This is a genomic window from Streptomyces cucumeris, from assembly GCF_024295805.1.
Classification (GTDB): domain Bacteria; phylum Actinomycetota; class Actinomycetes; order Streptomycetales; family Streptomycetaceae; genus Streptomyces; species Streptomyces cucumeris.
On sequence record NZ_JANCLX010000009.1, the window covers coordinates 58774 to 79200 of the forward strand.

Genomic DNA, 20427 nt, shown 5'->3' on the forward strand with positions numbered 1-20427 from the left:
GCCCGGGGGCCCCCCCGGTGGGCCCCGCCCCCGTCCCCGGACCCCCCGCGGCTGACGCCGGGCGGCACCCGGCGTCAGCCGCGGGAGATCACATCTCCTCGAAGGGCTCCTGCTCGCGCGTCTCCTTGCCCCGGCCCTCGCCCTGCTGACGGCGCTGCTCCTGGCCGGTGCGCTGGGCCCGTTCACGGTCCTGCGGCCGCTCACGGTCCTGCGGCCGCTCGCGATCCTGGGGCCGCTCACGGTCCTGGGGCCGGCTGCGCGGCCGGTCCTGCGGGGTGGCACCCATGTCCTTACGGGCACGTTCTTCCATGCGCTCACCGGACTCCATGCGCTCATCGGCCTTCTGGCCGCGCTGCTGCTGGCGGCCGCGCTCGCCCTGCGCCTGGCGCTTGCCCTGCTGAGCCTTCTCGTTGAACTCGTCCATCGTGCCCATGAGTGTCACTCCTCATCGGGTGAAAGGGGGTCGGGCCCGACAAGAGTTACACGCAGCGACACACTCCGCATTTCGGTCCCTAGTTCACCGGGAAAGCCCAGGTCAGCGCGAGCACAGAGCGTTACTGGTGACTCTGAGTGGCTGCCGTACGGGCCTGTTCATCGGCCGCGCCGCCCTGCCCCACCAGACCGCCGCGCTCCGCCCGGGTGGCCGCGAGCCGCGGTGCGGCCCGGCGCATCTCGCGTGCGCCCACCATCCCGATGATCGCGGGCAGATAGCCGCGCACCGACTGCGTCCCGCGCAGCCACCACTGCGCGTACACATGCGCCGAGCGGCGCTCGATCCCGGCCACCAGCCGGTCCACGGCCGGGCCCAGCGGATAGGTGCGGTTCGCGGGCCAGGGCAGCCGCTGCCGCAGCTCCCGCATCACCTCGTCCTGGTCGGCGCCGCGCACCATATCGGTGTCGGTCCAGCTGAGATAGCCGACGCCGACCCGCACTCCGTGGTGGGCGACCTCGGCCCGCAGACAGTGGGCGAACGCCTCGACGCCCGACTTGGACGCGCAGTACGCCGTCATCATCGGCGCCGGGGTGATCGCGGCGAGCGAGGCGATCTGGAGCAGATAGCCACGGCTGGCGATCAGGGCGGGCAGGAAGGCGCGCGCGGTGGTGGCGCTGCCCAGCAGATTGACCTCGACCACCCGCCGCCAGGACGCCTCGTCCGTGTCCAGGAACGGACCGCCCTGCGCCACCCCGGCATTGGCGCACACGATGTCCACGGAGCCGAAGCGTTCCACGACCTCCCGCGCGACCTGTGCCATCGCCTCCGCGTCGGTGACATCGGCGCACCAGTGCTCGGACTCGGTCATCAGCCGCTCCGACACCGCCTTCAGCTCATCCGGCTCCAGCCCCACCAGCGCCACCCGGGCACCGCGTGCGGACAGCTTGCGGGCGAGCAGTTCACCGACGCCCCGCGCCGCACCCGTCACCACCGCGACCTTGCCGTCCAGGCTCCTGCGCGCACTCATGTCGTCTGCTCCTCCGCGTCGGTGACTGCTTCCGCAGCCGGTTCAACCGGCTGTCCATGGGCGGCCACAAGGCCGCGGATCACACCGCTGACCGCCGCCGGGTCCTCGACCGGGGTCATATGGCCGAGCCCCGGCAGCTCGGTGAGGCCCACGCACCGCGGCAGCCCGGCGACCAGCGCATGGGCGTGCTCGGGCGGGGTGAGCCGGTCGGCGGTGCCGACGATCACGGCCGTGGGCATGGTGAGCCCGGCGATCCGCGCGTCGAGGTCCAGCTCGGCGAGCACATGGGCCCATTCGGCGCGCACAGTGCGGGGACAGGCGTGCACGATCCGGGCGCACGCCTCCACCATCGCGGGCTCCGCGCCGCGCCCCATGGTCACGTACCGCAGCACCCGCTTGCCGAGCGGGGTGACCGGGCCGAGCGGGGCACGCGAGCCCAGCACCGCACGCTGCACCCGGGTGCGCAGCCGCCCGGCGCGCAGCGGCACCACCCGCGCCCGCTCCACCAGCCGCGCGGCCCCGGTGCTGCACAGCAGCAGCGCGGCGGCGCGCTCGTGCAGTTGAGGACGTCCGGCGGCGGCCATCAGCGTCATCCCGCCCAGCGAATGCCCCACCACCACGGCACGGCGGCCCGGCGGCAGCGCCTGGTCGAGCACGGCCACCAGGTCGTCGGCGAGCGCACGGTGGCTGTAGCCGCCGGGGCCCGGGGCGGGGCTGCGGCCGTGGCCGCGCTGGTCGTACACGATCACCCGGTGGTCGGCGGTGAGTTGGTGCAGCACCGGCGCCCAGAAGGCGGTGGAGCAGGTCCAGCCATGGGCGAGGACCACGGCTGGGGCGTCCTGTGGACCGTGCACCTCGGCGTGGAGACGGCTGCCGTCCGCCGAGACCACGGTCAGCTCACGGGCGGGGACGGGCGGGGCGTACGGGCCCGTGACGAGGGCCGCGGACCGCCTCACCGCGCTCCCCGCCCCGCGTCGGCGGTGGAGACGGTGGCCTTGGCGGGCACGGCGGGCGGCCGCACCACCGTGTACTCGGAGAGGTCCACCCGGCGGGTGACCTTCTTGAACTCGCTGGTGGTGCCGGGCCACAGGGTGGTGTTGCGCCCATTGTCCAGATACCAGCTGTCACAGCCGCCGGAGTTCCAGACGGTGCGCTCCATCCGCCGCTGGACCATGTCGTTGTAGGCACGCACCGCGGCCGGCTTGGCGTCCAGCGCGACCTTCCCGCCCAGGACGTCCAATTGCCTTATGAAGTCGGCCATGTAGTTCAGCTGGGCCTCGATCATCAGGATCATCGAGCTGTTCCCGAGCCCGGTGTTGGGCCCGATGATGGTCAGGAAGTTGGGGAACCCGGCGGAGGTGCTGCCGCGCAGCGCCTCCATCCCGCCCTTCCACTCCTCCGCGAGCGTGGTGCCGCCCGCTCCGGTCACCCGCTGGGCGATGGGCACGTCGGTGACGTGGAAGCCGGTGCCGAAGATGATCGCGTCGGCCTCGGTCTCGGTGCCGTCGGCGGCCACCAGGGTGGAGCCGCGCACCTCCCTCAGCCCGGAGGCGACCACATCCACATGCGGCCGGGTCAGCGCCGGGTAGTACTCGTTGGAGAGCAGGATGCGCTTGCAGCCGATGCGGTAGTCGGGGGTCAGCACGGTCCGCAGCCGCGGGTCCTTGACCGCGCGCCTCATATGCGCGCCGGCCATCCGCTCGATCAGCCCGAGCTCGTTCGGCCGCTTGGTGAACGCGCCGACCTGGAGCTCACGCAGCCCCCACAGCACTCCGCGGCGCAGTGCCCGGGTGGCCGGGACCCTGCCGTGCAGCCAGCGCTCGACTCCGCTGATCCGGCGGTCCATCCGGGGCAGCACCCAGGGCGGGGTGCGCTGGAAGAGGGTGAGCCTGCCCACCTCCTCCTGGATGGCGGGGACGATCTGGATGGCCGAGGCACCGGTGCCGATCATCGCGACCCGCTTGCCGCGCAGCGAGAAGCCGTGGTCCCAGCGGGCGGAGTGGAAGACCTTGCCGGGGAAGCCGTCGAGGCCGGGGATGTCCGGGATCTGGGGATCGGACAGCGGTCCGGTGGCGCTGACCACCACATCGGCGGTCAGGGTGCCGCGGACGGTCTCGACCTCCCAGTGCAGCGCGGCGGTGTCCCAGCGCAGGGACCGCACCTCGGCGCCGAAGCGCAGATGCGGGCGCAGTCCGAAGGTGTCGGTGACGCGCTCCAGATAGGCGCGGATATGCGGCTGCCCGGAGAAGTTGCGCGGCCAGTCCGGGTTGGGCGCGAAGGAGAAGGAGTACAGATGGGACGGGACGTCACAGGCACAGCCCGGATAGCTGTTGTCGCGCCAGGTCCCGCCGACGGCGTCCGCCCGCTCCAGGATCACGAAGTCGGTGATGCCCGCGCGGCGCAGCCGGACGGCCGCCCCCAGCCCGCCGAACCCGGATCCGATCACCGCCACCCGTACGTGCTCACGCGTCAGCCCAGCCATGCCGCCGCCTCCCGCAACGCTCGAAACCGCGCCAGCAATCACTGGCACGATGGGAGCGTAAGGCAGGGAGATATCGAGCGGTAGGGGCTGTGGACAACGAAGTTACCCACGGTCGCATTTCAACGGCGGCCGCATAGGCTGCCCCTGTGGCGACGAGCGGAGCGGACGAGGTGGCCGAGTACCGGATGGGCGAGCTGGCCGACAAGGCCGGTATCACCGTGCGCACCCTGCGCTTCTACCGGGAGCGCAAACTCATTCCGCCACCCCGCCGGGAAGGCCGTATCGCCTGGTACGGCGAGCACCACCTGGCCCGGCTGCGGACGATCGGGGCCCTGCTGGAGCGCGGTCACACCCTGGGCGGGATCGCGGAGTTGATAGCCGCCTTCGAGAGCGGCCGCCGGGACGTGGGCGAACTGCTCGGGCTGGACGGCATGCCGTCGTGGTCCGAGGAGACCCCGGTCCGGCTCACCCCCGAGGCTCTCGCCGACTACTTCGAGGGCGAGGTCACCCCGGAGAATCTGAGCACCTCACTCGACATCGGCTACCTCCGGGTCGACGGCGATGAGATCGTGCACGTCAGCAGACGGCTGCTGGACGCCTCGCACACCCTCGTCGAACGCGGCGTACCGCTGGCCGCCGTACTCGCCGCCGGACGCGAACTGCGCTTCCACGTGGACGCGATCGCCGAGACCTTCACCGAACTGCTGCGCACCCACATCCTGGCCGACGTCATGGCCGAGGCTGCGGACTGCCCGGGGCCGGATGCGGAGCACACCGCGGAACACACCGCCCGGATCAGCGAAACGGTGGAGCGGCTGCGGCCGCTGACCAAGGCCGTGGTGGACGCGGAGCTGTCGATGGCCATGGACCGCCGGATACGGGAGGGGGTCGAGGCGTGGCTGCGCGAACGCGCCGGTGACGACGCCGGGGGCGGGGCCGGAACCGCCGGTCAGTGGGCGGAGCCGTAGGTCACGGTCACCGGCGCATGGTCGCTCCACCGCTGGTCGTACGCGGCGGCGCGCTCCACGACGGCCTTCAGCGCACGCCCGGCCAGCCCGGCCGTCGCGAGCTGGTAGTCGATCCGCCAGCCGGCGTCGTTGTCGAACGCCCGGCCCCGGTAGGACCACCAGGAGTACGGACCCGCGACCTCCGGGTGCAGCGCGCGCACCACATCGGCGTACTCCGCCTCGTCCAGCACCCGGGACAGCCAGGCGCGCTCCTCGGGCAGGAAGCCCGACTTCTTCCGGTTGGCCTTCCAGTTCTTCAGGTCGGCCTCCTGGTGGGCGATGTTCCAGTCGCCGCACACCAGCGCCTCCCGGCCACCGGCCGCCGCCCGCCCCCGCAGCTCCTGCAGATACGGCAGGAACTCGGCCATGAAGCGCGTCTTCTCGTCCTGCCGCTCGGTGCCGACCTCGCCCGAGGGCAGATAGAGGCTGCCGACCGTGACACCCGGCAGATCGACCTCGACATAGCGGCCGCTGCCGTCGAACTCGGCGGACCCGAACCCGATACGCACCGCCTCCGGCTCGCGCCGCGTGTACACCGAGACCCCCGCCCGGCCCTTGGCCGCCGCCGGGGCGTGCACCACATACCAGCCGTCGGGCTCCCGTACGGATTCGGGCAGCTCATGGGGTTCGGCGCGGACCTCCTGGAGGCAGACCACATCGGCCGCGGTGCCGTCGAGCCAGGGCACGAAGCCCTTCTTGGCCGCGGCGCGCAGCCCGTTCACATTCACGGTCGTCACGGTGAGCACCACGGCACGATACGACAGATGAAACCCATGGCCGTCATGGCCGCATAGACGTACGATCCTCCGCATGCATATCCGGACCGTGGGGTACGGCCACCCCGACGCCGTCGCGCTCGACCGCGAGGTGCAGGCCGAGTACGTGGAGCGCTACGGCGAGGGGGACACGACCCCGGTGGACGCGGCCCAGTTCGACCCGCCGCACGGGATCTACCTGATCGTCTACGACCCGGACGGCACCCCGCTGGCCAGCGGCGGCTGGCGCGGCCGGGACAGCGGCGAGGAGGGCTACGCGGACGGCGACGCAGAGGTCAAGCGGATGTTCGTGGTCCGGGCGGCGCGCGGGCGCGGACTGGCCCGGCTGGTGCTGGCCGCCCTGGAGGACAGCGCCCGCGCGGCGGGCCGACGGCGAATGATCATGGAGACTGGCACCCGGCAGCCGGAGGCCATCGGGCTGTACACCTCATCGGGGTACACACCGGTCCCGAAGTTCGGGGTCTACCGCTTCGACGAGGGCAGCCGCTGCTTCGGCAAGGCGCTGTCCGGAGACGGCGGGGACACCGGCGACGGCCGCGGCGCGGACCGTGACCCCGGCCGGACGCGCGCCGTCGGCGCCCCCTGACGGACAGGACCCGCCCGGGGCTTCCCGAGCGGGTCCTGATCCATGCGACGGCCGTGCGAGGGCCGCGCGGCAGCCGTGCGGCGCGCCGCGGGCTAGCGCTTCCCGGCGTACTTGTCGCTGATGGCCTTGAACACGCCCTTCGCCTCGGCGCCCAGATGCGGACCCGCGAGCCAGGTGTGCCCGTAGGAGCTGATGGAACTGTTGGACACCAGCACCGTCTTGCCCTTGCGGTTCACGAACCAGCCGCCGCCGGAGGTGCCGCCGGTCATCGAGCAGCCGATCCGGTACATCGTCGGCGCGCTGGACGAGAACGACAACCGGCCCGGACGGCTGGTGCAGTTGAACATCTTCGCCCCGTCGTACGGCGGCGCCGCCGGGTAGCCGTACGCCCCGATCGAGCTGACACCCTTCGCCGAGGGCGCCCCGAACCACACCGGCACCGCGGCCCCGACCGTCTCCTCGAGCGACTTGCCGCCACCGTTCTCGGGCTTCACATGCAGCACCGCGAAGTCGTAGGAGGAGGAGACCCCGCCGGTCTCACCGCCGGTGTCGATCCACTGCGACGAGGTCTGCGACCAGTCCGCCCACCACACCCCGTACGGGCTGACGTCCCGCTGCGCGGCGGTCTGCGCCCGGCGCGCGCTGAGCCCCTTGTCGTTGTAGGACGGCACGAACACGATGTTGCGCATCCAGCCGCCCTTCTTGCCGGCGTGCACACAGTGGCCCGCGGTCCACACCATGTTGGACTTGCCCGGATGGGCCGGATCCCGGACGACCGTGCCGGAGCACACCATCGGCCCCTTGGGACTGTCGAAGTACACCTTCCCGACGGGCGCCATGTTCTGGTGGTACGGCCGCGAGACCTCCTTGGCCGGGACGGCCGGCGGCTCGGGGTCGGTGGCCGCCTCGTTCTGACCGGTGGCCTGCGCGGCAGCGGTGTGCGGCGCGTCATCGGCCTTCGCCATCCGGGACGGCTGCCAGAAGTTCTTGATGACGGGATTGGCGAATTCGGATGCCTTGCGCGCCCAGTTGTCCCAGTCCTTCCAGCCGCCCTCCTTCCACTGCTTCAGGTCCTCCAGGCTGGTCGGGACGCCCTCGGGCAGCTTGATCCCGTCCTTGCCCTCCTGCTCACCGCTGGATTCCGGGGCGCTGGTCTCGGCACCGGCCGTGTCGTCACCCGGTCCACAGGCCGAGGCGGAGACCGCGAGCAACGCGGTCACGGCGGCGGCCGCCACGGCCGAGCGTCGTATGAGTGGCATGAAGCCCTTTCCCCCTGTGTCGTGCTGTGTGGTGCTGTGCTGGTGATGCGGTCCCGTGCTGGTGGTGCGGCGGTTTCGCGGCACGGTCCACTGACGGGAACAGGCACCTACTATGCCTGGCCCTCCGCCGGGGGCCCTCACCTGTGTCATGGCCCGCACACAACACGAACGCCCTCCGCACGGTTTCATGACATCGAACGGCTGAACGGTACGGCCCGGGTCCTGTCCCCTACCGGGGGCGGCCGGAGAGCCGGGGCAGAACTCGGGGTCGTTCCAGGGCCGGTTCAGGGTCCGCCCCTGAGGCGCGGCGCCGCCGGGACCGCGACCGTGGACGGATGCCGAACCACGAGAACGACACCGACCCCGCGCGCGGACGGGCCCACCACCGCCTCCGGCGGACGGCCGCCGTGCTGGGTACCCTGCTCACCGCGGCGGCCACCGCCCTCATCCCCGCCGGCGGCGCACAGGCCGTCGCGGGCGGAGAAGAAGTCCGCGACGACCGTGAGGCACCCTGGATGGCCACCCTCGCGGTCAAGGGCGACGCTCCCCTGCCGCAACGCGCCTCGTGCGGCGCCGCGTTGATCGCCCCCACCAAGGTGCTCACGGCCGCGCACTGCGTCACCGTCGGCGATCTGCCGAAGCGCGGCGAGTACCACATCGGCGCGCGGGTGCTCTCCGGCGATCCGGGCCGGGTGGCGGGGATCGAAGGGGTCGCCGTCCACCCCCGCTACCGGCTGCTGCCCTCCCCGCAGGACCCCGGCAATCCCGCGGCCTCCAGTGCGGCGTACGACATCGCGGTGGTCACCCTCGACCGCCCGGTACGCGGCGTCCCCGCACTCCCCCTGACCCGGACGGCACCGCCGTCCGGGGCCACCGCGACCCTCTACGGCCACGGTCTGACCAGCCCCTCCACCCGGGGCGACGTCCTGCGCCGCGGCACCTACCGCGTCCGGCCGGACGCCCGCTGCGCCGCCGCCACCCCGGCCCCGGTGGACGGCGCCTCAGTCCTCTGCGCCCGCGGACACGCCGTGGCCTGCACCGGGGACAGCGGCAGCCCACTGGTGACCTGGCGGCACGGCAGGCGTGAGGTCGTGGGCGTCTTCAGCTTCGGCATGGAGACGGCCGGCGAACCATGCGGTTCGCCGGGCCCGAACTTCTTCACCGACGTGGCCGCCGTCCGCCCATGGCTCACTGCGCGGGTGGCTGTTCCCCGGAATCGCTAAAGGCGCTCGTCAGCCGGGGTTACCGGCCTTCCAGCCCACATACTTGAACCCGGGAATCCTCTTGTAATTCGACTTGAAGGCGATCGCGCCCCCGGGACCGAAATTGGTACCCCAGACACCACCGGAGCCATCCGCAAGCCCCACGTGCCAGCTCAGTGACCCGTTGTCCCAGAAGACGAAGGAGCCCTTGGGGGGCGTACCGGTGGTGTGCTTGGCACCGTCCGAGGAGGTCCAGTGCGTCTTGGCCGTGTTGTGAACCTTGGAGCGCTTCCACGCCTTGGCGACCGCCAGCTCGCAGTAGCCGTCGTAGGACTTGTCGCCCTTGCGGTGGAGGAACCAGTTCATGGCATCCATGACCGGGCTGCCGAACGCCGCCGCCGGGGCGGGCCTTTCGCGCTCGGGCGCGTCGGCTATCGCGGTTCCGGCGAGGGGCACGGTCAGCGCGAGGCACGCGACAGCGCTGATTCCCCCGCGTATGAAGGCGGCCTTCTTGTACTTGTCCGGCGTCATATTGAGCTCTTTCGTGATGCGATACAGAAAAGAACAGGTCCAGAAGGACCGGAAGTTGGATGTGCCAGAGGCGGCGACAACCCGATGTGGTCGATCCAGAAGCTACAACAAGGACGGCTCGGCGAGCACGTCATATCCCCGTCGCCCAGGGCGGGTTGGCGCCGCGCCACCTGCGATGACGTGAAAAGAGATCGGCGCGGGGGCACGGAGACGCGGCTGCGAATAGCAGCGGATCGGATCGCCGCCCCGGGCGCGGCACCACGGCGGCGGGGGAGCCGACAGAGCACCCGCGTAGGCGCCGGATCCGGCCGCATGACACCCATCACACCGGTGCGTCACCACGGTGCGATTCCGGCACCAAAAAGCCCCCGCCGGGTTTCCCCGGCGGGGGCTTTGAGCTGCTGTGGACCTGAGGGGATTTGAACCCCTGACCCCCTCGATGCGAACGAGGTGCGCTACCAGTCTGCGCCACAGGCCCTTGCAACGAGTGAAACTCTAGCATCCCGCGCGGGGTGCTTGGAAATCCGTTCCGCGCTGGTCAGTGGAGTGCGGGTCACTCATTGGCAGCACGGGGCCGGTCCTCGTCCGCGTACTGGTCGAAGAGCGGTGTGCGACCGGTCTCACGGGGGCGGCGGGCGGGCGATGCCGGGTGCCGGGCGGGGTCCTGTTCCGCGGACGGCGCCGGGGTGGGCCCCTGGGCGGGCTCGACGGTGCTGGAGCGCGCGGAGCTCCAGGCGTCGGGGGCGGCGAGGTCGACCCTGCCGGTGGCACGCGGGGCGACCGGCGCCGTCACATAGGTCGGCAGCGGTACCGGAACCGGCTCCCAGCCGTCCCCGGCGGCCGGGCCGCGCTCACGCTCGCGCTCCTGGTCCACCCACTCGGCGTGATCGGTCTGCTCGACCAGCGCCCGGCGTCCCGCCGCGCGGGCGGAGACCGCCGGGGCGGGCTCGGCCTCGGCGGGCGCGGGGGTGTCGGCGGGGGCACCGGCATCGGACGCCGCGGCGTCCGGGGCGTGGGGCCGCGGACGGCGCTCGCGCAGGCGCTGCGCGGCCTGCTCGGCGCGGCGCTGGTCCATGGTGAAGGTGAAGCGGCGCCGCTCCTGGCTGCGCAGGTAGGCGATGTACGCGCTGAGCAGTATGGCCGGGATGGCCGGGGCCCAGAGGAAAGCCAGTCCGCCGACCGCCGCCACGATCGCGCCCAGGGTGAACGCGATGAAGAGGATCACGGTGGTGCGACGACGGCGTGCAAGCACACGCGCGCGCCGTCCACGGTCCAGGGCGGAACCGCCGCGACCGGCCTTGGCGCCGGACGGGGCGGCGCCCTCGGCGGACGGTGCCGCGGCGGCGGTGGGGACGGGCGCGCGCAGGGTCACGGGGTCGGCGAAGGCCCGGACGTCGATCGCGTCGGTCAGCGCGTCCGGGTCGACCGTGAAGCGCTCCGGCTCGGCCGCGCCGCCCCCGGCTCCGGGGGCGTCCGCGGTCTCGGCGGTGCGCTCCGCCGGGTCCTCCGGGCCCCTCCGGCGCTCGTCCTCCAGCCCCTTGGCGTAACGGCGCTCCATCCCCGCCCGTCCGGACAGCAGCCGGATGGCGGTGCTGAAGCGTTCCGTCGGACGGGCCTCATTCAGCTCGTCCTGCCTCCGAAGCCACATCGGCACCAAATAGGCGGCCCAGGCCCCGACGATGACTGCGTAGATGAGGCCACTGCTGCTCACGCTCACACGGTAGAGGGGTCCGCGCGAGGGCATCCGCCAATTGGCGCGGTGTGTCGCACGATCTGGCTGATATCTCAAAAGTTTTTTGTGATTGATGAGATGACCGGACCGGAAATGTACCGGCTTAATTCGAACAGGTTTCCTATTTCTGCGACGCCTCGGGCCGGGTCCGGTGCCAGCGCGCCAGCAACCCTTCGGACAGTTCCTCGACGGTGAGCGCGAAGACCAGATGGTCGCGCCAGGCACCGTCGATATGGAGGTAGCGGGGCCGAAGCCCCTCCTCGCGGAATCCGAGTTTCTCCACGACCCGCCGGCTGGGCACGTTCTCCGGCCGGATGCAGATCTCGATCCGGTGCAGTCCGATGGTGCGGAAGCAGTGGTCGGCGGCGAGCGCCACGGCGGTCGGCATCACCCCGCGCCCCGCCACCGCCTCGTCGACCCAGTAGCCGACATGGCCCGAGCACATCGAGCCCCAGGTGATCCCGGCGACCGTCAACTGCCCCGCCAGCCGCCCGCGGTACTCGATGACGAACGGCAGCATCCGCCCGGCGTGCGCCTCGGCGCGCAGATGGCGGACCATCTGGCGGTAGGTGGGCCGGTGGGTGACCGGACCGCCCGGCGGGGGCGGCGGAATGGTGGCCTCCCAGGGCCGCAGCCACTCCCGGTTGCGCTGGTTCACCTCACGCCAGGCGCGCTGGTCGCGCAGCTTTATCGGACGGAGAACCGTGTCACCGTCCGCCAGCACGACCGGCCAGGGGGCGTTCAGCGCGCCCTCCCGGCGGAACCGGCCGGATCGGCGGGAGCGGCCGGATCGTCAGGACCGGTGGAGTCGGCGGGACCGGCGGGTCTGGGGTGGTCGCCGCCGTGGATCTGGTCGACCGCGTGCACCAGGACGCGGCCGAGAACCGCGAGCCCGTCGCGCACCCCTCCGGTGGAGCCGGGCAGATTGACGACCAGGGTCGTCCCGGCGACCCCGGCGAGCCCCCGGGAGAGCGCCGCAGTGGGCACCTTGGCGAGCCCCTCGGCGCGGATGGCCTCCGCGATACCCGGCACCTCGCGGTCGAGGACGGCGCGGGTGGCCTCGGGGGTGCGGTCGGTCGGGGTGAGTCCGGTGCCTCCGGTGGTGACGACCACGTCGTACGCGGCGGCCACCGCCTCCCGCAGCGCCGCCTCGACCGGTTCGCCGTCGGGCACCACCCGCGGGCCGTCCACCGCGAACCCCAGCCCGGCCAGCCCCTCGGCGATCAGCGGACCGCCCTTGTCGGCGTAGACCCCGGCGGCCGCGCGGTTGGAGGCGGTGACCACCAGGGCGCGGCGGTGCGGCGCGGGCGAGCCCGTCATGTGCGGCTCCAGTCGCCCGACTTGCCGCCGGTCTTCTCCTCGACCCGGATGTCGGTGACCACGGCGCCCTTGTCGACGGCCTTGACCATGTCGACCACCGTCAGGGCGGCGACGGAGACGGCGGTCAGGGCCTCCATCTCCACACCCGTACGGTCGGTGGTCTTCACCGTGGCGATGATCTCGACCGCGTCGTCGGCGACCGTGAGGTCCACCGTCACCCCCGACACCGCGAGCGGATGGCACAGCGGGATGAGGTCAGGGGTGCGCTTGGCGCCCATGATGCCCGCGATGCGGGCGGTTGCGAGGGCGTCGCCCTTGGGGACGCCCTCACCGCGCAGCAGTTCGACCACACGGGGCGCCACGAGCACCCGGCCGCTGGCGCGGGCGGTGCGTGCCGTGACGTCCTTGGCGGAGACGTCGACCATGCGCGCGGCGCCCGCTTGGTCGAGGTGGGTGAGATGGTCCTGGGCGCTGCTCATCGTTCTCCCGGTCCGGGCCGCGCGGCTGCTGTGGGACGACACCGTACCCGCCGTGGCGGCGTCCTACGTGAGCAGGAGCACGTCCACTTCGGTGCCGGGGTCCACCGCGGTGACCTTCTCCGGGAGCACGATCAGCGCATTGGCCTGGGCCATGGCCTTGATCAGGTGGGATGACGCACCGCCCACAGGAGTGACGGTGCCCGGCTCCTCCCCCGCCGACGGCTCGTACCAGCCGCGCAGGAACTGGCGCCTGCCCTCCGGGGAGGACGCGATGCCCTCGGGGCACACCGCCCGCAGGACCGTCCGGTGGATCCCGCCGCCGCCCAGCATGGTGCGGATGACCGGGCGGACGAACAGCTCGAAGGAGACGTACGAACTCACCGGATTGCCGGGGAGGGCGAGCAGCGGGGTGGCGTCGGGGCCGATCCGGCCGAAGCCCTGGGGCTTGCCGGGCTGCATCGCCAGCTTGCGGAAGGCGACCTCGTGCATCGCCTCCTTCACCACGTCGTATGCGCCGACGCTGACACCACCGCTGGTGACCACGATGTCGGCGCGCACCAACTGGTCCTCGATGGCGGCGCGCAGGGTGGCCGCGTCATCGGCGACCGCGCCGACCCGGTAGGCGATGGCACCGGCATCCCGGGCCGCGGCGGTGAGCTGGTAGCTGTTGGAGTCGTGGATCCGGCCGGGGCCCACCTCCTCGCCGGGCTGGACCAGCTCGCTGCCGGTGGACAGCACCACGACCCGCGGCCGCGGCCGGACCTTGACGGTGGCGCGGCCGACGGCGGCCAGCAGCCCGATCTGCGGCGGCCCGAGGACGGTACCGGCGTGCAGCGCCAGCTCGCCCGCGCCCGCGTCGCTGCCTCGGGCGCGTACATGCCGGCCCTCCTCGGCCGGACGGTAGACCCGCACCCGGCCACTGCCGCCGTCCGGGCCGTCGCCGCGCGCCCGCATGGTGGTGACCGGCCCGTTGTCCAGGCCGCCGTCGGTCCACTCCACGGGGACCACGGCCTGTCCGCCGGGCGGCATCGGGGCGCCGGTCATGATCCTCGCCGCCTCACCGGGGCCCACGGCGGGCAGCTCACCGCTGCCCGCCGCGATGTCGCCGATGACGGTGAGCACCGCAGGATGGTCCCTCGTGGCCGCCGCGACATCAGCGGTGCGTACGGCGTAGCCGTCCATGGAGCTGTTGTCGAAGGGCGGGAGGGCGACGGGGACGGTGATGTCCTCGACCAGGACACACCCCTGGGCATCGAGCAGTTGCAGCTCGATGGGCTCCAGCGGATGGATGTGCCCGAGGATGTCGTCGAGGTGCTCGGACACCGTCCAGACACGGTCCTGGTCCGGGCCCTGGTCGGTGGCCCGTGCTGCGGTGCTGCTCAAGGTGCTACATCTCCTCGGTGACGTAACTGCGAAGCCAGTCCCGGAAGTCCGGGCCCAGGTCTTCACGTTCGCATGCGAGTCTGACGATGGCACGCAGATAGTCGCCACGGTCTCCTGTGTCGTACCGACGGCCCTTGAAGATCACACCATGGACCGGGCCCCCGAGGTCGGGATCGGAGGCCAGCGCCTGGAGGGCGTCGGTGAGCTGGATCTCGCCCCCGCGGCCCGGCTTGGTCTTGCGGAGCACGTCGAAGACGGCCGGGTCCAGGACGTAGCGGCCGATCACCGCGTAGTTGCTGGGGGCGTCGGCGTGGTCCGGCTTCTCGACCAGACCGGTGACCTGGACGACCGTCTCGTCCTCGGTCGGTTTGACGGCGGCGCAGCCATAGAGGTGGATCTGGGCGGGATCGACCTCCATCAGGGCGATCACGCTGCCGCCGTGCTGCTCCTGCACCTCGACCATGCGGGACAGCAGCGGGTCACGGGCATCGATGAGGTCGTCGCCGAGGAGGACGGCAAAGGGCTGGTCACCGACGTGCGGGGCGGCGCACAGCACCGCGTGGCCAAGACCCCGGGGGTCGCCCTGGCGCACATAGTGCATGGTCGCGAGATCGCTGGATTCCTGGACGCGGGCGAGACGAGTGTCGTCCCCCTTGCGCGTCAGGGTCTCCTCGAGCTCGTAATTGCGGTCGAAGTGGTCCTCCAGCGGTCGCTTGTTACGACCGGTGATCATGAGGACGTCGGAGAGTCCCGCGGTGACGGCTTCCTCGACGACGTACTGGATCGCCGGCTTGTCGACGACCGGCAGCATCTCCTTGGGGGTGGCCTTGGTGGCCGGAAGAAAGCGGGTGCCCAGTCCCGCGGCGGGGATGACAGCCTTGCTGATCCGAGTACGCGATTGAGTCATGTACAGAACCCTATCTGGTGCCTTTGGGGCAGATGATGAGGATTCAGTGAATATGACATGAGACAGGGAGTTTATGCACCCCGTGATCACAAACGACGGTAGTAAACGCGTGTTGCGGCAGCGTCTCCTGGCGGTGAGATCCAGGTTGACCGAGGATGACATCGAAGCGGCCGCGGCCGCCCTGGCGTGTCGTGCCCTGGAGCTTCCGGAGCTGGCGGACGCGCGCACGGTGGCCGCCTACGTCTCCCTGGGCGGCGAACCCGGTACCCATGCGCTGCGGGAGGCGCTGCGCGCCCGGGGCGTACGGGTTCTGCTGCCGGTCCTGCTGGCCGACAACGACCTGGACTGGGGCGAGGACGAGGGGCCGGAGCGGCTCGCGCCCGCCCGGCGGGGACTGCTGGAGCCGGTCGGGCCGCGGCTCGGCCCCGATGCGGTGACCGCGGCGGACGCCGTACTGCTGCCGGGGCTCGCGGTGGACCGGCGCGGGATGCGGCTGGGCCGCGGCGGCGGCTCGTACGACCGGGTGCTGGAGCGGCTGGCGCGGGCCGGGGCCGATCCCGCGCTGGTGGTGCTGCTCCACGACGGCGAGCTGCTGGCGGAGGTCCCCGAGGAGGCCCATGACCGTCCGGTGCACGCGGCGGTGACGCCCTCGGGGGTCCACCGCTTCACGCGGCGGCCCCGCTGAGGGACGCCCGAGGGCGCCTCTCGGCGGGGCCGGGAGGATCTGCGGGGCCGGTGGCCGCGATGACGGCACGGGCGCCATGGGGGCGGCCACCGGGCGCCTCAGGGGGTCAGGGCCAGCTTGTCTTCGGTCTGCTTGTCCACAGCGTCCTTTTCGAACGCCCAGGGCAGCAGCTCACCCTTGGCCCACTTGTCGGTCTGGTCCGTGTAGTGGGCGTGATAGGCGTGGCCGGAGGCACCGGTGAGGTTGATCCAGCGCGACTTGTCGAGGTCGTCCAGGTTGACGACCATCCGCATGGACGGGACCCAGGTGACGCCGTAGCCGCCCGCCGCGTTCCAGCCGGTGGCGTTGACCGCCGCCTCGCCGCCGCCCAGGTTCCACGGGCCGCGGTTGAGCATCCACTGCACGATGCCGGGGCCCTCGGTGCCCAGCGTCTGGTTCTTCAGCGTCAGCTGGTGCAGCCTGCCCCAGCTCCAGCTGTTGATGTCCTTGCCCAGCTTGGCGGTGAGCTCCGAGCGCGCGTCCTTCATGGCGTTCTTCAGCAGCTCGTCGCGGGTGTCCGAACCGGGGTTGAGACGGGATTCCGGCGACTTCCACCAGTGGTTGCGCGGCTCCTTGAGGATCTTGCGCACCACCTCGTACCAGCGGTCACCGCCGTCGGGCTGAGCCATGTCCGGGTCGCGCTCACCGCACTCGCGCACCAGCCGGGTGTTGCCGTCCAGGTCCTCCAGCGGACCGGAGTCGCCGGCCGGGCGCACCCGCAGGCACTGGCCCTCGACCCGCAGCTCCTTGGGGAGCTTGTTGCCGAAGGCGAGCATCAGGGTGTTGCGCCAGACGGCGTTGAAGTACGCGGCGGCCGCCGAATCGGAGTCCTGGGTGTAGTCCCAGCTCTCCAGCAGCTTCTGGGCCTCGCGGACGTAGTCGTCCTTGATGTCGATCTTCAGCAGGTAGGGCGTCAGCAGCTTGGCGATCTCACTGCTGTCGTCCATCTGCATGGACTGCATGTCCTCGGTGGAGACCTTGCCGCCGTCCTTGATCTTGGACTCGATCAGATCGGTGATGCGCTGGCTGCGCGCGCCGTAACCCCAGTCGTCCGTCAGCAGGTAGGGGTACTTCTCCTTGTCGACCACGGCCTGGTTGGCGGTGACGATGTAGCCGCGCTTGGGGTTGAGCTCCCAGGGGAGCGCCGACTGCGGGATGTACCTGTCCCACTTGTAGCGCGAGTCCCAGCCGGGCGCCGGATAGCGGCCGTCGCCCTTGGCGCGCACCGGGATCCTGCCGGGCGCCTGGTAGCCGATGTTGCCCTTGGTGTCGGCGTAGATCAGGTTCTGCGAGGGGACCGCGAAGTCACGGGCGGCCGTGCGGAACTCGGTGAAGTTCCGGGCGGTGTTGAGCCCGAAGACGGCGTCCATGCTGTTGGACGGGGACAGCGCGGTCCATTTCAGGGCCACCGCGTAGCCGTCGCCGCGGTCGGGGGCCACGTCGTCCGCGCCCCTGCCCACCGGGGCGCTCTTGCCGACGCCGGTCAGCTCGTCGTCGCGGTCGGAGACGATCGGCCCGTTGTTGCTGGTGCGGACGGTGATGGTCCGGCTCTTGCCGCCCGCGACCTTGATGGTCTCCTCACGGGTGGCGAAGGGCTTCTGCTTGCCGTCGTAGAGGTAGCTGTCCGCCGTGACCTTCTCCAGGTAGAGGTCGCTGACGTCGGCGCCCAGATTGGTCATGCCCCAGCTGATGTCCCGGTTGTGACCTATGACCACGCCCGGCATACCGGAGAAGGTGAAGCCCGCGGTGTCGTACGGGCAGGCCTTGCTGAGCTGCTTGCAGTGCAGACCCATCTGGTACCAGACGGACGGAAGCTGCGGGGCGAGGTGCGGATCGTTGGCCAGCAGCGGTTTGCCGGTGGTCGTGTACCTGCCGTCGATGACCCAGGAGTTGGAGCCGATACCGGTGCCGTTCGGGCCGAGCAGCGCGGGGATCTTGTCCAGGGTCTTGGAGAGCGAGGAGAGCCCGGTCTGAAGGCCCCGGGCGGCGCTCCCGGCGCCGGGGGCCGTACCGGTACCGCCCGCGCCACTGGTGCCGCCCGTGCTCGACGCCTTGGGGTCGAACCGGCGGGTCGCCGGGTCCAGCGCGCCGCCCTGGACGATCGGCTTGTTCCGGCCGTACGGGTACGACGGGTAGAGGTCCTCGATCTGATCCGGGTCCAGCCTGCTGGAGGCCAGCGCGCGGTCCACCTCGTCCTGCATGTTGCCGCGCAGGTCCCAGGCCATCGCCTTGAGCCAGGCGACCGAGTCGACCGGGGTCCACTTCTCCGGCTTGTAGCCCTCGTTCTTGAAGTCCAGCGCCGCGTACTCGACGGACAGATCCTCGCCCGAGTGGTCCTTGAGGTAGGCGTTGACCCCGTCGGAGTAGGCCCGCAGGTACTTCTTGGTGGCGGGCGACAGCTTGGTCTCGTACTCCTTCTTGGCCACCCGGTGCCAGCCCAGGGTGCGCAGGAACGCGTCGGTCTCCACCTGGCCGGATCCGAACATCTCCGACAGCCGCCCGGACGTCATATGACGACGGACGTCCATCTCCCAGAAGCGGTCCTGGGCCTGGACGAACCCCTGGGCGCGGAACAGGTCCTCGGGGGTGCCGGCGTAGATCTGGGGTATCCCGTAGCCGTCACGTTTGACCTCGACGGGTCCCGAGAGCCCCTTCAGCTGAAGCGATCCCGTGGTCTCCGGGAAGGAGGCGCGCACGGTACTGATGCTCCAGTACGTGCCGTAGCCGACGCCTCCGACGAGCAGCAGCACGACTGCGATCACGATCAGGCGGAGGCGTCGGCTCTTCTTCTTTTTGGGAGAAGAGCCGGTTTTGTTGGCGGGCATCGCTGTCCTTCGAGGGGCAGGGTGGTCCTGGAGTGCTGGAGCAACCATAGGCGCAGCGCTGACTCCACCCCTACGCGGAGTCATGACTGACGCCGAGCACCGGCCATCGGACCGGGCGCTACGCCCCGGCCCACCACCCGTACCGGAGGCGCGCGTCAAGAACCCGTAAAATGTTAGGTAAGGCAATGAAGTTCCGGTCGGCCGGGCGTCGCTCACACGATCCCCGCCGCTCCCGCGAGAAAGGTTCGGCCCCTGACTGTCCACCACCTCAATGAACTGCTGCTGGTCTGCTCGCTCGTCCTGCTCATCGCGGTGGCGGCCGTCAGGGTCTCCTCCCGCAGCGGTCTGCCCACCCTGCTGATCTACCTCGGGATCGGCGTCGCCATCGGCCAGGACGGCATCGGGATCAAATTCGACGACGCCGAGCTGACGCAGGTGCTCGGCTACGCCGCCCTGGTCGTGATCCTCGCCGAGGGCGGTCTCGGCACGAAGTGGCAGGAGATCAAACCCGCCCTGCCGATGGCGGCGGCCCTGTCCACCGTCGGTGTCGCGGTGAGCGTGGGGGTCACCGCGGCGGCGGGGCACTACGTGGTGGGTCTGGACTGGCGGCAGGCGCTGATCATCGGCGCGGTGGTGTCGTCCACGGACGCGGCGGCGGTCTTCTCGGTGCTGCGCAAGGTGCCGCTGCCCAAGAAGCTCACGGGCGCCCTGGAGGCCGAATCCGGCTTCAACGACGCCCCGGTGGTGATCCTGGTCGTGGCCTTCTCCGCGCACGGCCCCATCGACCCCTGGTACGTGATGCTGGGCGAGATCACCCTGGAGCTCGCGATCGGCGCGGTGATCGGACTCGCCATCGGCTGGCTCGGCGCGTACGGCCTGCGGCATGTGGCGCTGCCCGCTTCCGGCCTCTACCCGATCGCGGTGGTCGCCATCGCGGTCGTCGCCTACGCGGGCGGCGCGCTGGCCCACGGCTCCGGCTTCCTGGCGGTCTATCTCGCCTCGCTCGTCCTGGGGAACGCCCGGCTGCCGCACTGGCCCGCGACGCGCGGCTTCGCCGAAGGGCTGGGCTGGCTCGCTCAGATCGGCATGTTCGTCCTGCTCGGCCTGCTGGTGACACCGCACGAGCTGGCCGATGACATCTGGCCCGCGGTGGTCGTGGGTCTGGTGCTGACGGTGGTCGCCCGGCCCGTCTCGGTCCTGGTCAGCACGGCGCCGTTCCGGGTGCCGTGGCGGGAGAAGGCGCTGCTCTCGTGGGCCGGACTGCGGGGCGCGGTGCCCATCGTGCTGGCGACCATCCCCGTGGTCGGCGAGGTTCCCGGCAGCGGCCGGATCTTCAACATCGTCTTCGTGCTGGTGATCGTCTACACCCTGATCCAGGGGCCGACGCTGCCCTGGCTGGCCACCCGGCTGCGGCTGGGCGGCCCGGAGGAGGCGGCGGACCTCGGGATCGAGTCGGCGCCGCTGGAGCGGCTGCGCGGCCATCTGCTGTCGTTCTCCATCCCCCAGGACTCCAAGATGCACGGGGTCGAGATCGGTGAGCTGCGGCTGCCGCCCGGCGCCGCGGTCACCCTGATCGTCCGGGACAAGGCCAGCTTCGTTCCGCTGCCCTCGACGGTGCTGCGGCGCGGCGACGAGCTCCTGGTGGTGGCCACGGACCCGGTGCGGGACGCGGCGGAGAAGCGGCTGCGGGCGGTGGGCCGCGGTGGCAAGCTGGCGGGCTGGCTGGGCACGGGGGGCGGCTGAGCGCGGGGTCC

At 71.4% G+C, this 20427-nt stretch carries 19 protein-coding genes and 1 tRNA gene; 5 read left to right on the forward strand and 15 right to left on the reverse strand.

Annotation, left to right across the window (positions count from 1 at the left end):
- Positions 1 to 88 precede the first annotated feature (88 nt).
- From NMK44_RS15875 to NMK44_RS15890, 4 genes are all read right to left on the reverse strand, one after another.
- Positions 89 to 433, reverse strand: a complete 345-nt coding sequence (locus tag NMK44_RS15875) for a hypothetical protein (protein WP_254743492.1) — start codon at positions 431 to 433, stop codon at positions 89 to 91.
- Positions 434 to 554: 121 nt separating this feature from the next.
- Positions 555 to 1460 carry an SDR family oxidoreductase gene (locus NMK44_RS15880; protein ID WP_254743494.1) on the reverse strand — a complete coding sequence of 302 codons (906 nt, stop codon included), beginning with the start codon at positions 1458 to 1460 and terminating at the stop codon, positions 555 to 557.
- Positions 1457 to 2416: an alpha/beta fold hydrolase gene (locus NMK44_RS15885; protein WP_254743496.1), complete on the reverse strand. Its 960-nt coding sequence runs from the start codon at positions 2414 to 2416 to the stop codon at positions 1457 to 1459. Before NMK44_RS15885 ends, NMK44_RS15880 begins: the two co-directional genes overlap by 4 nt.
- Positions 2413 to 3942 carry a flavin-containing monooxygenase gene (locus NMK44_RS15890; RefSeq protein WP_254743498.1) on the reverse strand — a complete coding sequence of 510 codons (1530 nt, stop codon included), beginning with the start codon at positions 3940 to 3942 and terminating at the stop codon, positions 2413 to 2415. The genes NMK44_RS15885 and NMK44_RS15890 overlap by 4 nt, the downstream gene beginning before the upstream one ends.
- Positions 3943 to 4127: 185 nt before the next feature.
- On the opposite strand from NMK44_RS15890, the gene NMK44_RS15895 reads away from it, so the two are divergent.
- Positions 4128 to 4910, forward strand: a complete 783-nt coding sequence (locus NMK44_RS15895; RefSeq protein WP_254743856.1) for a MerR family transcriptional regulator — start codon at positions 4128 to 4130, stop codon at positions 4908 to 4910.
- On the opposite strand, the gene NMK44_RS15900 is transcribed toward NMK44_RS15895, so the two are convergent.
- Positions 4892 to 5695, reverse strand: coding sequence for an exodeoxyribonuclease III (locus NMK44_RS15900; RefSeq protein ID WP_254743500.1), 804 nt, complete (start codon positions 5693 to 5695; stop codon positions 4892 to 4894). The two genes, NMK44_RS15895 and NMK44_RS15900, sit on opposite strands and share 19 nt — an antisense overlap.
- A gap of 64 nt (positions 5696 to 5759) precedes the next feature.
- Between NMK44_RS15900 and NMK44_RS15905 the strand changes: the two genes are divergently transcribed.
- On the forward strand, positions 5760 to 6311 hold the full coding sequence (locus tag NMK44_RS15905; protein ID WP_254743502.1) for a GNAT family N-acetyltransferase: 552 nt from the start codon (positions 5760 to 5762) through the stop codon (positions 6309 to 6311).
- 92 nt (positions 6312 to 6403) lie between these two features.
- On the opposite strand, the gene NMK44_RS15910 is transcribed toward NMK44_RS15905, so the two are convergent.
- Positions 6404 to 7570, reverse strand: coding sequence for a trypsin-like serine peptidase (locus NMK44_RS15910; RefSeq protein WP_254743504.1), 1167 nt, complete (start codon positions 7568 to 7570; stop codon positions 6404 to 6406).
- Between the two features lie 335 nt (positions 7571 to 7905).
- On the opposite strand from NMK44_RS15910, the gene NMK44_RS15915 reads away from it, so the two are divergent.
- On the forward strand, positions 7906 to 8793 hold the full coding sequence (locus tag NMK44_RS15915) for a S1 family peptidase (protein ID WP_254743506.1): 888 nt from the start codon (positions 7906 to 7908) through the stop codon (positions 8791 to 8793).
- A 9-nt stretch (positions 8794 to 8802) separates the two neighbouring features.
- Here the strand turns inward: NMK44_RS15915 and NMK44_RS15920 are convergent, their stop codons facing one another.
- From NMK44_RS15920 to galU, 8 genes are all read right to left on the reverse strand, one after another.
- Entirely contained in the window at positions 8803 to 9303 is a 501-nt protein-coding gene (locus tag NMK44_RS15920; protein ID WP_254743508.1) for a hypothetical protein, read from the reverse strand.
- A 404-nt stretch (positions 9304 to 9707) separates the two neighbouring features.
- Positions 9708 to 9781, reverse strand: a tRNA-Ala gene (locus NMK44_RS15925).
- Positions 9782 to 9856: 75 nt separating this feature from the next.
- Entirely contained in the window at positions 9857 to 11014 is a 1158-nt protein-coding gene (gene sepX, locus NMK44_RS15930; RefSeq protein ID WP_254743510.1) for a divisome protein SepX/GlpR, read from the reverse strand.
- 142 nt (positions 11015 to 11156) lie between these two features.
- Complete coding sequence (locus NMK44_RS15935) at positions 11157 to 11780, reverse strand: GNAT family N-acetyltransferase (protein WP_254743858.1); 624 nt, start codon at positions 11778 to 11780, stop codon at positions 11157 to 11159.
- Positions 11777 to 12355, reverse strand: a complete 579-nt coding sequence (locus NMK44_RS15940) for a MogA/MoaB family molybdenum cofactor biosynthesis protein (RefSeq protein WP_254743512.1) — start codon at positions 12353 to 12355, stop codon at positions 11777 to 11779. Before NMK44_RS15940 ends, NMK44_RS15935 begins: the two co-directional genes overlap by 4 nt.
- A complete protein-coding gene (gene moaC / locus NMK44_RS15945; protein WP_254743514.1) occupies positions 12352 to 12834 on the reverse strand; it encodes a cyclic pyranopterin monophosphate synthase MoaC in 483 nt (160 codons plus the stop codon). The genes NMK44_RS15940 and moaC overlap by 4 nt, the downstream gene beginning before the upstream one ends.
- A gap of 63 nt (positions 12835 to 12897) precedes the next feature.
- Positions 12898 to 14217 carry a molybdotransferase-like divisome protein Glp gene (gene glp / locus NMK44_RS15950; protein ID WP_254743516.1) on the reverse strand — a complete coding sequence of 440 codons (1320 nt, stop codon included), beginning with the start codon at positions 14215 to 14217 and terminating at the stop codon, positions 12898 to 12900.
- A gap of 4 nt (positions 14218 to 14221) precedes the next feature.
- Entirely contained in the window at positions 14222 to 15124 is a 903-nt protein-coding gene (gene galU, locus NMK44_RS15955; RefSeq protein ID WP_254743518.1) for a UTP--glucose-1-phosphate uridylyltransferase GalU, read from the reverse strand.
- Between the two features lie 73 nt (positions 15125 to 15197).
- On the opposite strand from galU, the gene NMK44_RS15960 reads away from it, so the two are divergent.
- On the forward strand, positions 15198 to 15809 hold the full coding sequence (locus NMK44_RS15960) for a 5-formyltetrahydrofolate cyclo-ligase (RefSeq protein ID WP_254743520.1): 612 nt from the start codon (positions 15198 to 15200) through the stop codon (positions 15807 to 15809).
- Positions 15810 to 15907: 98 nt separating this feature from the next.
- On the opposite strand, the gene NMK44_RS15965 is transcribed toward NMK44_RS15960, so the two are convergent.
- Complete coding sequence (locus NMK44_RS15965) at positions 15908 to 18673, reverse strand: penicillin acylase family protein (RefSeq protein WP_254743522.1); 2766 nt, start codon at positions 18671 to 18673, stop codon at positions 15908 to 15910.
- Between the two features lie 219 nt (positions 18674 to 18892).
- On the opposite strand from NMK44_RS15965, the gene NMK44_RS15970 reads away from it, so the two are divergent.
- Complete coding sequence (locus NMK44_RS15970) at positions 18893 to 20416, forward strand: potassium/proton antiporter (RefSeq protein ID WP_254743860.1); 1524 nt, start codon at positions 18893 to 18895, stop codon at positions 20414 to 20416.
- Positions 20417 to 20427 lie beyond the last annotated feature (11 nt).

Coding starts and splice junctions, on each gene's coding strand:
- NMK44_RS15875 (WP_254743492.1), bottom strand. CDS start 433: ATGGGCACGATGGACGAGTTCAACGAGAAGGCTCAGCAGGGCAAGCGC.
- NMK44_RS15880 (WP_254743494.1), bottom strand. CDS start 1,460: ATGAGTGCGCGCAGGAGCCTGGACGGCAAGGTCGCGGTGGTGACGGGT.
- NMK44_RS15890 (WP_254743498.1), bottom strand. CDS start 3,942: ATGGCTGGGCTGACGCGTGAGCACGTACGGGTGGCGGTGATCGGATCC.
- NMK44_RS15895 (WP_254743856.1), top strand. CDS start 4,128: ATGGGCGAGCTGGCCGACAAGGCCGGTATCACCGTGCGCACCCTGCGC.
- NMK44_RS15905 (WP_254743502.1), top strand. CDS start 5,760: ATGCATATCCGGACCGTGGGGTACGGCCACCCCGACGCCGTCGCGCTC.
- NMK44_RS15910 (WP_254743504.1), bottom strand. CDS start 7,570: ATGCCACTCATACGACGCTCGGCCGTGGCGGCCGCCGCCGTGACCGCG.
- NMK44_RS15915 (WP_254743506.1), top strand. CDS start 7,906: ATGCCGAACCACGAGAACGACACCGACCCCGCGCGCGGACGGGCCCAC.
- NMK44_RS15920 (WP_254743508.1), bottom strand. CDS start 9,303: ATGACGCCGGACAAGTACAAGAAGGCCGCCTTCATACGCGGGGGAATC.
- NMK44_RS15940 (WP_254743512.1), bottom strand. CDS start 12,355: ATGACGGGCTCGCCCGCGCCGCACCGCCGCGCCCTGGTGGTCACCGCC.
- moaC (WP_254743514.1), bottom strand. CDS start 12,834: ATGAGCAGCGCCCAGGACCATCTCACCCACCTCGACCAAGCGGGCGCC.
- galU (WP_254743518.1), bottom strand. CDS start 15,124: ATGACTCAATCGCGTACTCGGATCAGCAAGGCTGTCATCCCCGCCGCG.
- NMK44_RS15960 (WP_254743520.1), top strand. CDS start 15,198: ATGCACCCCGTGATCACAAACGACGGTAGTAAACGCGTGTTGCGGCAG.
- NMK44_RS15965 (WP_254743522.1), bottom strand. CDS start 18,673: ATGCCCGCCAACAAAACCGGCTCTTCTCCCAAAAAGAAGAAGAGCCGA.